Source organism: Bacillus sp. P4_D3 (assembly GCF_056401855.1).
In genome coordinates this window covers 1-13,270 of the sequence record NZ_JBFUIN010000072.1, presented here as the reverse complement: position 1 = coordinate 13,270, position 13,270 = coordinate 1, and the positions used below count along the sequence as shown (strand labels likewise).

Genomic DNA, 13,270 nt, shown 5'->3' with positions numbered 1-13,270 from the left:
CACGTAATTCATATCTTCGAGCAAGCGTTTGAACACGTAAACGAGGAAGAATAAAAACGCGAGGAGGGAGAACGATGGCAGAGGCATTAGTGAAAAAGAAACTTATGCTAGAAGGTTTAGATTGTGCAAATTGTGCAATGAAAATTGAAAAAGGTGTTGGGAATATAGAAGGAGTAACGTCTTGTTCAGTAAACTTCGCAACAAAAACGATGCTTTTAGAAACACCGCAAAATAAAGAAAATCAAGTTGTTACGGAAGCGAAGCAACTTGTTACAAAATTAGAGCCGCATATTAAAGTGCAAGAAGAGCAAAAAACAAAATTAATAAAAGAAGTGTTTGTATTAGAAGGTTTAGACTGTGCAAATTGTGCAATGAAGATTGAAAATAAGGTAAAGGAAATGCCAACAGTTTCAGAAGCGACTGTTGATTTCGTATCAAAGAAATTACGAGTAGAAGTTACGAATAAAAGAGAACTTGAATCGACTGTGCAAAATATAAAAAATGTTGTTCAAAAGTTAGAGCCAGATGTAAAAGTTGTTCGTGAAGAGGAAAAGGGACACGACCACGGTCATGATCATGGTGATGGAAATGTGAAAAAGATGATAGGACGATTAGTATTCGGTGGAATTTTGACAGGAATTGCTGCATTAGCCGGATTACCGCAAATGATAACAATTCCATTATTCGTCCTTGCGTATTTATTAATAGGTGGAGATATCGTTTGGAGAGCGGTAAGAAACATAACTCGCGGCCAAGTGTTCGATGAAAACTTTTTAATGGCAATTGCAACTTTAGGAGCTTTCGCGATTCAACAATATCCAGAAGCGGTAGCAGTTATGCTATTTTATCAAGTAGGGGAACTGTTCCAAAGTATTGCAGTAAATCGTTCTCGAAAATCAATTACGTCATTAATGGATATTCGTCCTGACTATGCGAATGTGAAAGTTGGAAACGAAACGAAACAAGTATCACCAGAAGATGTGCAAATTGGTGAGTATATTATCGTAAAACCAGGTGAAAAAGTACCGTTAGACGGGAAAGTAATTGAGGGAACATCAATGATGGATACTTCAGCGTTAACAGGTGAGTCTGTACCGCGAGAAGTGGAAGTTGGTAATGACGTATTAAGTGGTTTTGTAAACCAAAATGGTGTGTTAACTGTTGAAGTTACAAAAGAGTTCGGTGAATCGACTGTATCGAAAATTTTAGACTTAGTACAAAATGCAAGTAGCAAAAAAGCGCCAACAGAAAACTTTATTACGAAGTTTGCACGTTATTATACTCCTGTTGTAGTTATAACAGCGGCAATAATGGCATTTATTCCACCACTTATTTTAGAGGGTGCTACATTCTCCGATTGGATTTACAGAGCTTTAGTGTTCTTAGTAATCTCTTGTCCATGTGCGCTCGTTGTATCGATTCCTCTTGGATTCTTTGGCGGTATTGGTGGGGCATCTAAAAGTGGTATTTTAGTAAAAGGAAGTAACTATTTAGAAGCATTGAATGATGTGAAATATATCGTTTTTGATAAAACAGGAACATTAACAAAAGGTGTCTTTAAAGTTACGAAGATGGATCCTAGTGAAGGTACTACAGCTGAAGAACTATTAGAATATGCAGCATTTGCAGAAGTATATTCAAATCATCCAATTGCACAATCTATTCGAAAAGCATATGGAAAATCAATCGATGAAAATGCTATTGAAGACTATAGTGAAATTTCTGGTCATGGTACGGTTGTAAAAGTACAAGGAAAAGAAATTTTCGCAGGTAATGCAAAGTTAATGAAGAAAGAAAATATTACATTTAAGCAGCCAGAAACAGTAGGTACACTCGTTCATGTTGCTGTAGATGGTAAATATGCGGGTTACATCGTTATCTCTGATGAGGTAAAAGAGGATTCAAAACAAGCAATTCAAAAGTTAAAAGAACTAGGTATTAAGAAGACAGTCATGTTAACTGGTGATGCAAAATCAGTTGGTGCAGCTGTTGGTAAAGAATTAGGTTTAGATGAAGTTCATGCCGAATTATTACCACACCAAAAAGTAGAAGAAATCGAAAAAATTGATGCAGCAAAACGCGGTAAAGAAAAGATTGCATTTGTTGGTGATGGTATTAATGATACACCAGTATTAGCACGAGCAGACGTTGGTATTGCGATGGGCGGTTTAGGGTCAGATGCAGCAATTGAAGCTGCTGACATCGTTATTATGACTGATGAGCCTTCAAAAATTGTGACAGCAGTAAAAATTGCAAAACGTACACGTAGCATCGTATGGCAAAATATTATATTTGCATTAGGGGTAAAAGGGTTAGTGTTATTACTCGGCGCCTTTGGTATTGCAACAATGTGGGAAGCAGTCTTCTCAGATGTTGGTGTGACGCTACTTGCAGTTTTAAATGCAATGCGTGTACTGAGAGTGAAAGATTTATAAAAATAAGAGAGGGCGCGATTACGCCCTCTCTTATTTTTATTATTTTACTGTGTTATTGAGGATGACTGTTGGTAACGTAATATTGAAAAAAACAGAGAAGGAGAAACTTCTCTGTTTATTTTTGTATATTTTTCGCAACCTTTTCTCGAACAGTTTGAATATAATTCATTTTATGATCCCAACATTCTTGGCTTAAATCGACAGGGTACTCTTCAGGGTTTAAAGTTCGCATATACTCTTCCCAAAATAGTGAGAGGCTGCGTTCGTTATATTTTTGGATATCTAATATATTGGGTAATTCATACGTTCTTTTACCGTTAACGAAAATATCTTGATGCAGTTCGCGTGCTTCAAAGTTTGTTACGAATTTACTTATATATGTGTGAACAGGATGGAACATTTTTAAACGTTCTTCTTTTCCAGGTTCTTCTGACTCTAACGCAATATAATCGCCTTCTGCATGATCGTTAACACGGTTAATAATACGATAAATTCGTTTAAGTCCTGGAGTGGTAATTTTTTCAGGGTTAGATGAAATTTTAATTGTATCATTTAATTTTCCGTCAGTATCTTCAATAGCGACTAGTTTGTAAACAGCCCCTAATGCTGGTTGCTCAAAGGCTGTAATCAGCTTTGTGCCAACACCCCATACATCAATCTTTGCCCCTTGAGATTTCAAATGCATAATCGTATATTCATCTAAGTCGCTAGAAGCGATAATTTTTGTGTTTGTAAATCCAGCTTCATCAAGTTGTTTTCTTGCTTCCTTTGATAAATATGCCATATCACCACTATCCAAGCGAATGCCATAAAAATTGATACGATCCCCGAATTCTTTTGCGACACGAATCGCATTTGGAACACCAGATTTCAAAGTGTCGTATGTATCGACGAGAAATACGCATTTTTTATGTGTTTCAGCATATTTTTTAAACGCAACATATTCATCACGATATGCTTGAACGAAAGAGTGGGCATGTGTGCCGGCTACAGGGATGCCAAAGCGTTTCCCTGCCCGAACGTTACTTGTAGAAGAGAAACCGCCAATGAAAGCAGCTCGTGTTCCCCAAAGGGCAGCATCAAACTCATGAGCACGTCTTGTACCAAACTCTAAAAGTTCATCATTATTTGCAGCGTGCTTCATACGTGCAGCTTTTGTAGCAATTAATGTTTGGTAATTTACAATATTTAAGAGGGCGGTTTCAATTATTTGTGCCTCGCCAAGTGGTGCATCGACACGTAATAAAGGCTCATTATTAAAAACAACTTCGCCTTCTTGCATACTACGAATTATTCCAGTGAACTTCATATTTTGTAAATAATGAAGGAAGTCTTCTTCAAATTGCAGCTCGGCTAAATAAGCGAGATCACTTTCGGTAAAGCTGAAATTTTCTATGTACTCTACAATTTTTTCAAGCCCAGCAAAAACAGCATAGCCGTTTTCAAACGGAAGCTTTCGAAAGTATAGATCAAAAACAGAACGGCGAGTATGAATACCATCTTTCCAATATGTATAAGCCATGTTGATTTGATATAAATCTGTATGTAAGGCGTAACTATCGTCTTTATAATGATTCATTGCGAAAACACCTCCGTAATTTGGTTATAGTATACCAATTTTTTCCCTTTCGTAGCAAAGAAGTAATAGGGGATTGAAGTCAAGAGAGAAAAAAATGAAATAATGCATATTTTTTAGAAAATTTACATTTATCAATTTATATTTCTTTAGATTTTATGTATTATTAGAGTAATGGGGGTAATGAGAATGGAGGAGGACAATGCAACAAACATTAGAAAAAATAGGCAAGCAAGTCTTTTATAAACGGCTACAGCAAAAAATGACACAAGAAGAATTATGTCAGGGCATTTGTTCTGTCTCATACTTAAGTAAGATCGAAAATGGAAAGATTGAAGCATCAGAAGAAATTCTACAATTGCTCTGCACAAGACTAGAAATTGCTGTGACAGATTTGAGAGATGTAGAAGAAGATGTGAAGGTGAAGTTGGACGAGTGGTTGAATGCACTAATTCATTTGGACAAGCAACAGGTAGAACGCATATATGAAGAGTTACAAGGTGAAATAAAACATGTTGTAGATTTTGAAATTATAAATTATTATAAACTGCTTTATACACGTTATTTAATTATGAAAAGGGATTTTCCTGCTGTTGAAGAAGAGTTAGAGAGCTTAAAGAAGATGTACAAAAAGTATTCACCATTCCAGAAATTATTATATACGTATAGCAAAGGGTTATATTATTTTTTACAACATAAATATAAGAGGGCTTTGGAGTACTTGGCTCGRACAGAAGTAATGGCAAAGGAACAAGGTTATCACGAAAATGGAATATATTTCAATTTAGCTCTTGTTTATAATGAATTAGAAGTTGAACATATGACTTTACATTTTGCTAATGTAGCGATGGAAGGATTTAAGAATGAATATAAGTTCCGTTATGTGATAAATTGCCAATTACTTATTGCGCTGAGTTATATACAAAAAAAACAATATAATGAAGCGCTATCTATTTATAACAATATTTTGAGAGAAGCAAATTCTTTCGCTGATAAAGAAAGCATAACAGCTATTGCTTTAAATAACTTAGGATTCTTGTACTATAACTTAAAAGATTATGCAAAAGCTAAAGATTATTATTTGCAATGCTTACAGTATAAGAAGGAAGAGGATTTAAATTATATTGATGCAGTATATGAGATTGCTTTACAATGTATTGAATTAAAAGAATGTGAAGAAGCGAAAGATTGGATCGGTAAAGGGATAGATGTCGCGAAGAGGGATGAAAAGTATAAAAGTATGCTATATATACTTTTAATGCTTAAGTATAAATACTTTGAAACTAAAGATGTTTATAAAAAATTTTTAGAAGTTGAGGCAATCCCATTTTTTAGAGGTGAAGAGAATAAAAAGGAATTAAAAATGGTGTATTTAGAACTAGCAGGGTATCATGAAGAATTATTAGAGTTTCGAGAAAGTAATAACTATAATAAATTAGCAATTAATTTATTAGAAGAAAAGGGAGGAAAATAATATGAAGAAAATAATTATTGGTGCTTTGGCTTTGGTAGCTGTATTAGTGGTATTGGAACCGCAATATGCTTGGACATCGGATATCTATGGTCAAGGAGAGAAAGTAGTTGAAGTGATAAACTCTTAATAAAAACCCCTTTCCAAACGGAAAGGGGTTTCTCATTATTTGTTCCCTAAAATTCTACAAAACTTGAGAAAAAAGTTATTTGAATTTTTAGTATATTAATAGTGGAAACATAATGCTAATATGAAATTACTCTTTTTCAAAAATTTTTTATTAGGGGGAAGGTTATATGAAAAGGAAGAGTTTAGCATTAGTGTTAGCAACAGGAATGGCAGTTACAACGTTTGGAGGGACAGGCTCTGCATTTGCGGATTCTAAAAATGTGCTCTCTACGAAGAAGTACAATGAGACGGTACAGTCACCTGAGTTTATTTCTGGTGATCTAACTGGAGCGACTGGCAAGAAAGCGGAATCAGTTGTGTTTGATTACTTAAACGCGGCAAAAGGTGATTATAAGTTAGGAGAAAAGAGTGCGCAAGATTCTTTCAAAGTGAAACAAGTGAAAAAAGACTCTGTCACTGATTCAACAGTAGTACGTATGCAACAAGTTTACGAGGGAGTACCTGTATGGGGGTCTACTCAAGTAGCCCACGTAAGTAAAGATGGTTCTTTAAAAGTACTGTCTGGAACAGTTGCGCCTGATTTAGACAAGAAGGAAAAGTTGAAAAACAAAAATAAGATTGAAGGCGCAAAAGCAATTGAAATCGCGCAACAAGATTTAGGGGTAACACCTAAATATGAGGTGGATCCAAAAGCGGACTTATATGTATATCAAAACGGTGAAGAAACAACATATGCATATGTTGTGAATTTAAACTTCTTAGAGCCAAATCCAGGAAACTATTACTATTTCATTGAAGCGGAAAGCGGTAAAGTGTTAAATAAATATAATAAACTTGATCATGTAACGAATGATGATAAGTCACCAGTTAAACAAGATGCTCCGAAACAGGATGCGAAAGCGGTTGTAAAGCCTGTAACAGGAACGAATAAAGTGGGAACTGGTAAAGGTGTATTAGGAGATACGAAATCGCTTAATACAACGTTATCTGGATCATCTTACTACTTGCAAGATAATACGCGCGGAGCAACGATTTTCACATATGATGCGAAAAACCGCTCAACATTACCAGGAACATTATGGGCAGATGCAGATAATGTTTTCAATGCAGCGTATGATGCAGCGGCAGTTGATGCTCATTACTATGCAGGCAGAACATATGATTACTATAAAGCTACATTTAACAGAAACTCTATCAATGATGCAGGAGCGCCATTAAAATCAACAGTCCATTACGGAAGTAAGTATAATAATGCGTTCTGGAACGGCTCGCAAATGGTATACGGAGATGGTGATGGTGTAACATTCACTTCATTATCTGGTGGCATTGATGTAATTGGACACGAATTAACACATGCTGTTACGGAAAACAGTTCAGATTTAATTTATCAAAATGAATCAGGAGCTTTAAATGAAGCAGTTTCTGATATTTTTGGTACGTTAGTAGAGTATTATGATAACCGTAACCCAGATTGGGAGATTGGTGAAGATATTTATACACCTGGTAAAGCGGGAGATGCACTTCGTTCTATGAGTGATCCTGCAAAGTATGGTGACCCAGACCATTATTCTAAGCGTTACACTGGTTCAAGTGATAACGGTGGAGTTCATACAAATAGTGGCATTATTAACAAACAAGCTTATTTATTAGCAAATGGCGGTACGCATTCTGGTGTAACTGTAAATGGTATCGGCAAAGATAAATTAGGTGCAATTTACTACCGTGCAAATACACAGTATTTCACGCAATCTACTACATTTAGCCAAGCGCGTGCTGGCTTAGTGCAAGCTGCAGCTGATTTATATGGTGCTAGCTCTGCAGAAGTAGCAGCAGTTAAGCAATCATTTAGTGCTGTTGGTGTAAACTAAGATATTTCTATTCGTAAGATATATATATTAATAGAATATACTTCAAAAAATAAAGAAGGAGCCTATGCTCCTTCTTTATTTTTTTCTCCATTTTTTCCACAAATAAAATAATCCAACACAACCTGCGATTGTAATAATCCATTTCGCTTCATTTGTTCCGTTAATGACATGATATGCAGAATATACTTCAATCAATAAGGCTGGTACTTTCCCTATTGTACTGGCAATACTGAAAGAGAGTAATGACATTTTGCCGAGAGCTGCAAATAAAGTAACGATACTGGACGGAATGAAAGGAATAAAACGAAAAGATAGGACGAGTAGAAATGCCTCTCTGCCTTCTACGTAAAGAAGACGTTCTACCTTTGGATACTTATTTACTTTATCGTGAGTGAACTTTTGAAGGCCTATGCGATAAATATAAAACGAGATAATAGCCCCTAATGCCTCACCTGAGATCGAAATGATTGTGCCATTTGTTACACCGAAGAGCTGTATATTAATGGCGGTCAAAAAAATACTAGGGATAAAACCTAAAAGACTGATGATGATGTTGATTAAGATACTAAGTGGAATTGCGATTGAATAATAGTCTGTTAAGAAGTTTTGAATTGTTTCAGCCATTTTATAAAATCCTTTATCTTTTTTTGCATTACACCATATTTCCATTGTATAGGCAAGTGCAAATTTACATAATGTAGAAAACAGTTGATAGAAAAGGGTTTGTATACCTTATATAGGTATTGGGTATATAAAAATAGGGGTATATTTATTCTATTTAAAAAACACTCCATAACCCTATATTTAAAGGGTTTATGGAGTGTTGTGATTGGTGTTTTTATCTGGGAAATAATCAGAAAAACATGGGGGTATATTTTAAGGAGGGCGAAAAACAGTGATTTGATGAAAGGGGGTTGGAAAATATAGTGAAATGAATGAGGGATTTTAAAACTGTATACATTTTTTCTTTGTGAAATTGACTTTTAGTGGAGTTACGATAATAATCATGGAAGAGGTGATACGATGAAACGACTAAGTAGTCTTTTCTTGAGTAGTTTATTGGCACTAATGCTGATTTTAAGTGGATGTGCAGGAAAAGAACAAAAAACAGAAAAACCAAAAGAGGATCATTCTACATCAGTAGAAAAAATTAGTGATAATATTTTAGATGAAATGGAAGGGCCACCTAAAAATGGTCATACGATTGAAAGGCATGTAGGAAAATCAGAAGAGGATTTGAAGAATCGTTTGAAGACAGATAAAGTTTCAGCGGCAAGTACATACTATGATAAGGAAACAGCGACAAAGGCTGTGAAAGATAGTTTAAAACAACATGATAAAGAAATTCAGGATTGGTTGAAAAACTCTAAAGAGGCTCGCCTTGTATTGAATACAACTCATTCATTCCCAGTTGGAAAAACAGTAATAAAGAAAAATATGAATGTAAAAGACAAACTAGTAAAGACTGTTACTGTTTTAGCGAGAGATAAATCAGGAGATCTAGGATTTAAGATTATTACTTCTTATCCATCAGATAAATAAAGGGGGGAGTATATATGTATCCAACATTACAATACTTTCTTAAATCGTACTGTACGTTAAGTATTCATGAGGATGAAATAGTAAGCGTGATGGAAGAGTTCATAGAGCAAGAAGACGAAGAAATTGTTTTGAAATTACGCGATGAATTAGTAAATATGAAGAAAAAGAACGCGTGGGAAGAAGCGTGCGTATTAGCTGCGAAGCAAGGGAATCGTATGTGGTCTTTAGAAGAAACGAAAGACCATCTTGAAACTTTTTTACTATTATTGCAAAAGAAAAAGGCGTGAGTAGATCACGCCTTTTTCTTTTGCTTTTTGAAATTTGTCCGTTTGATATTATCTTATTGTTTTGGGGCACTTTTATATACGCTTTTTGAAATTTGTCCATTTGATATTACTTCACCGTTTTGTGTTACTTTTTTGTACGTAACCGCTGTTATTTTATCACCAGTATTACTAATTACTTGAGAAGAAACTTCAACATTTTTACCAGTATTTGTACCGAAAATACGTGTAGTAATACTGCCGCCATTTGAAAATGCTTGAATGTAAATATGCTTACCTGTATTGTTTTTAAATTTTAAATCCGGACCATAATCTGCCACTGCTGCATCTTGCCCAAGTGGTAAATAATTTACGGGCATAGAATGATTGCTTCGAGAAACAATTCCTAAATCTGCCCTTAAAGCTGCACTATATAAAGTACTACTTACTTGGCAAACACCTCCGCCTGCACTTTGTATAACTTTACCTTGTGAATATACTGCTGCGGATTTATAGCCATTTGCAGCATCAGTTACGCCAACACGACCATTAAAACTAAACGTTTCATCAGGTGCTACAATAACTCCACTTAAAGTATTAGCTGATTTACTTACGTTATAGGACTGATTTCCATTACGGCCAGCCATTGGGGTAGAGTATTCAGCAATCACTTCTTTAATCCCCATTTGTTGTATATCTTCTGTAGAACGTTCAGGTTTTATTGGTGTAACTGGTAATACCACATCGGATGTGCCAGAAGTAATAGCCTGATTCGTTAAAGCGGTTAATTGTCCTTTATCAATTTTTTCCCCATTTTGACTTTGGCTAATATTCACTGTAGAGCCTTCAACACTTAATTCGGCGTTGACAGGATTTTTTAATGTTTCATTATATTTATCCTTTATAAAGGTTTCATAAGTTGTTGTATTTAATTGTGGTGTTAATTTATAGTCACGTTTTACTTCACCGTTTTCAGCTTGCTTACGCATGTTGTAACGATTCATTACGTTCCCTTCTTGCTCTTTAAAGATATTGTCGACAATATCCTTCTCTTTAYAATCTACTCCTAAATCTTTCCATGTGTAATTTTGTTTATCATTTTGGAATACGTAGTTAAGAGATTTTTGATTTAATTCATTCACCTTTTGATTAACAAGGGCTTGAATATCTGCTTTATTTTTTCCATCAAGAGAAATACCTTCAAATGTAGTGTTTGGTAGTGCAGTTGTATTTAGTTGAGTATTTAATTTGGATACATATTGATATCCACCAATACCACCAACACAAAGTAATATGCCACCAGCAATAGCGGAACCAATCAGTATTTTGCTTAGCTTCATTTATTTCCCCCCAGAAAAATTTGTATAAATATATGTATTACATTTTTTGTATAAAAATGATGAAAATAACATTATGTACGTACTAGTATACTATTATTTTCACTACGCGTGTAATGTTTTCATAAAAAATGTTACACTGTTGTAATAATTGTCTCTTTTTGTCACAATATGTATGAGAAATATGTTGAAAATTATAATAAAAAGGCTGCTTAGAAAAATCTAGCAGCCTTTTTATTATAATTTTTTATGCTCATTTTTATTCGTAACACCGAGATGTTCTTGAAGTGTTGTCGATATATCATTAACACTTTTTTCGTTTGGAACGTAATAATAAATACCACCTATATATTTATCAGTACCTTCCACTTGCAATTTATCCATTTTCAAATTTGAATCCATTGAATTTTTTGCAATAGTCATCATATCATCAAAAGTTAAATTTGTTTTTAAGTCTGTATCGACAGCATCTAATAGGCTTCCGATTTTATTAATGGAATTGAGAGATAGTGCTTTTTCAGCAATAGCCTCTAAAACAAGTTGTTGTCGTTGACCGCGCATATAATCACTATCAATATGGCGAGTTCTAGCTAGTGCAAGTGCTTCTTCTCCATTTAAATGTTGACGCCCTTTTTTTAGGTGAATTGCATCTGCTTCGTCGCTACTGTTTTGTTCTGTGAACTCAACTGGAACGTCGACAGTTATACCACCTAGAGAATCAACGATCTTGATAAAGGATTTGAAATTAAATTTTACGTAGTAATCAACTGGGACATCTAAAAATTTTTCTACTGTATCAATTGTGCTGTCTACACCACCGAATACGTGTGCATGTGTAATTTTATCATATTTATCACGTGATTTAATGTAGACGCGTGAATCACGTGGAATGCTGACTAGTTTAACAGATTTATCATTTTTATTAATTGTTGCAAGTAGTAATGCATCTGTACGAGTCGCTTTTCCGTAACCTTTTTCCCTAATATCACTTTCATCAACACCCATGATCAGGACAGAAATATTATCAGTCATAGGTTTAACAGCTTTTTCACGTTTGCTGGATTTATCTCCTCGGCCGAGTTCAGAATAGGCGTTGCTTAAGACGGATTTTGCTTTACTGTATATATGGAAGGAATAGCCTCCTGCTCCCATTGCTACAATAAGTAAGGGAATAAGAAGGAACCAAAGTAGGCGCTTTTTCTTTGAACGTCCTTTTTTGGCTCGAGTTTCGTTGTTAATGTCGGATTTCATCATTTTTTCTCCTTTAAAACAATCAAAGTGTATACATCTAAAAGTGTATTAAAACACATAAAAAATATTTTACGCTAAATAAAAGGTATTGTACATGTATAAAAAATAGATGTCTTGATTATTTATCCCGCATTAACGGGCAGTAAAACTCCCACCTCAAAGTCCAGCGAATGCAAGGAAGTTAGGTGGGAGATAACTGCCCGATTGGTTCAACTAATAATCAGTGGGGTATAGCCCCCTCTGATTAAAGTTTCACTTTATAAGACATCTATTCGTTAGTGTATACAAAAGACAGGGATAAGAAAATGATAAAATTTTACCTAATTAAAGCATAATACTTACAATAATCGCAGATAAAATACTAACAAGAGTAGCTCCGTATAGTAATTTTAGGCCGAAGCGGGCAACAACATTTCCTTGTTCTTCGTTTAACCCTTTTACCGCACCGGAAATAATTCCAATGGAAGAAAAGTTGGCAAAAGAAACGAGGAAGACAGAAATAATACCAACTGTACGGATAGAGAGAGTGCTGGAAATTTTACTAAGATCCATCATTGCTACAAATTCATTTGTTACAAGCTTTGTTGCCATAATGCTACCCGCTGTGACAATTTCAGAACTTGGTACGCCAATAAGAAATGCAATAGGGGCGAATACATAGCCTATTAGTTGTTGGAAAGTAATGCCGAATATAATGAGGAATAGGTCATTAATGCAACTCATTAATGCGACGAATCCAATGAGCATAGCGCCGACGACAATAGCTACGCGAAAACCATCAAGAATGTATTCTCCAAGCATTTCAAAGAAACTTTGTTTTTCCCCTTTTATTACCAAAATGTCTTCATCATCGTTAACGTCGTAAGGGTTAATAATGAGTACGATAATAAAACCACTAAATAAATTGAGAACGAGTGCGGTTACTACATATTTTGGTTCAATCATTGTCATATAGGCACCGACAATGGACATAGATACTGTTGACATAGCAGAGGCGCAAAGTGTATATAGTCGATGTTTTGGAATTTGGGCTAATTGTTTTTTAACCGTAATAAAAACTTCTGATTGGCCGACAATAGCGGAAGCGATGGCGTTGTAAGATTCTAATTTCCCAAGACCGTTTATTTTACTAAGAAAGAAACCAATCCAACGAATAAAGAATGGTAGTATTTTGAAATGTTGTAATATACCAATTAAGACGGAGATAAAGACAATCGGTAATAATACGTTAAGGAAAAATGGCATTTCCCCTTTATTTGCAAGGCCACCAAATACAAAGTTTATACCACTGGCAGCATACTCAAGTAGCCTCGTAAACAGGCTGGAAATTATCGTAATAAGTATGAGACCAATTTCTGTATTTAATAATAAATAGGTTAAAATTAACTGTATAATAAG

Annotated in this window: 11 protein-coding genes; 6 read left to right on the top strand and 5 right to left on the bottom strand. The window is 34.9% G+C overall.

The features are described from left to right. Positions 1 to 74 precede the first annotated feature (74 nt). The gene (locus AC1DTM_RS11335; protein WP_002159336.1) at positions 75 to 2,435 is read left to right on the top strand and encodes a heavy metal translocating P-type ATPase; all 2,361 of its coding nucleotides are present in this window, start codon (positions 75 to 77) and stop codon (positions 2,433 to 2,435) included. 115 nt (positions 2,436 to 2,550) lie between these two features. Here the strand turns inward: AC1DTM_RS11335 and AC1DTM_RS11330 are convergent, their stop codons facing one another. Continuing rightward, positions 2,551 to 4,014: a nicotinate phosphoribosyltransferase gene (locus tag AC1DTM_RS11330; RefSeq protein ID WP_002159335.1), complete on the bottom strand. Its 1,464-nt coding sequence runs from the start codon at positions 4,012 to 4,014 to the stop codon at positions 2,551 to 2,553. Between the two features lie 199 nt (positions 4,015 to 4,213). Here AC1DTM_RS11330 and AC1DTM_RS11325 point away from each other — a divergent pair, with 199 nt between their 5' ends. The 3 genes from AC1DTM_RS11325 to AC1DTM_RS11315 all read left to right on the top strand — a co-directional run bounded on the left by AC1DTM_RS11325 (position 4,214) and on the right by AC1DTM_RS11315 (position 7,479). Then, on the top strand, positions 4,214 to 5,485 hold the full coding sequence (locus AC1DTM_RS11325) for a helix-turn-helix domain-containing protein (RefSeq protein ID WP_016103502.1): 1,272 nt from the start codon (positions 4,214 to 4,216) through the stop codon (positions 5,483 to 5,485). Between the two features lies 1 nt (position 5,486). Then, on the top strand, positions 5,487 to 5,612 hold the full coding sequence (locus tag AC1DTM_RS11320) for an NprX family peptide pheromone (RefSeq protein ID WP_002113982.1): 126 nt from the start codon (positions 5,487 to 5,489) through the stop codon (positions 5,610 to 5,612). 166 nt (positions 5,613 to 5,778) lie between these two features. After that, entirely contained in the window at positions 5,779 to 7,479 is a 1,701-nt protein-coding gene (locus AC1DTM_RS11315; protein WP_016103503.1) for a M4 family metallopeptidase, read from the top strand. A gap of 75 nt (positions 7,480 to 7,554) precedes the next feature. Here the strand turns inward: AC1DTM_RS11315 and AC1DTM_RS11310 are convergent, their stop codons facing one another. After that, positions 7,555 to 8,103 carry a TVP38/TMEM64 family protein gene (locus AC1DTM_RS11310; RefSeq protein ID WP_002159331.1) on the bottom strand — a complete coding sequence of 183 codons (549 nt, stop codon included), beginning with the start codon at positions 8,101 to 8,103 and terminating at the stop codon, positions 7,555 to 7,557. Between the two features lie 399 nt (positions 8,104 to 8,502). On the opposite strand from AC1DTM_RS11310, the gene AC1DTM_RS11305 reads away from it, so the two are divergent. Together AC1DTM_RS11305 and AC1DTM_RS11300 are read left to right on the top strand one after the other, a co-directional pair. Then, on the top strand, positions 8,503 to 9,021 hold the full coding sequence (locus AC1DTM_RS11305) for an RNase A-like domain-containing lipoprotein (protein WP_002204496.1): 519 nt from the start codon (positions 8,503 to 8,505) through the stop codon (positions 9,019 to 9,021). A 14-nt stretch (positions 9,022 to 9,035) separates the two neighbouring features. Further along, on the top strand, positions 9,036 to 9,308 hold the full coding sequence (locus tag AC1DTM_RS11300; RefSeq protein WP_002113995.1) for a hypothetical protein: 273 nt from the start codon (positions 9,036 to 9,038) through the stop codon (positions 9,306 to 9,308). A gap of 53 nt (positions 9,309 to 9,361) precedes the next feature. Here the strand turns inward: AC1DTM_RS11300 and AC1DTM_RS11295 are convergent, their stop codons facing one another. From AC1DTM_RS11295 to AC1DTM_RS11285, 3 genes are all read right to left on the bottom strand, one after another. Continuing rightward, positions 9,362 to 10,624 carry a VanW family protein gene (locus tag AC1DTM_RS11295; protein WP_477000237.1) on the bottom strand — a complete coding sequence of 421 codons (1,263 nt, stop codon included), beginning with the start codon at positions 10,622 to 10,624 and terminating at the stop codon, positions 9,362 to 9,364. A gap of 234 nt (positions 10,625 to 10,858) precedes the next feature. Further along, a complete protein-coding gene (locus tag AC1DTM_RS11290; protein ID WP_016103505.1) occupies positions 10,859 to 11,875 on the bottom strand; it encodes an LCP family protein in 1,017 nt (338 codons plus the stop codon). A gap of 321 nt (positions 11,876 to 12,196) precedes the next feature. Beyond that, the coding region (locus tag AC1DTM_RS11285; RefSeq protein WP_477000236.1) for a NupC/NupG family nucleoside CNT transporter at positions 12,197 to 13,270 on the bottom strand (1,074 nt) is incomplete at its 5' end.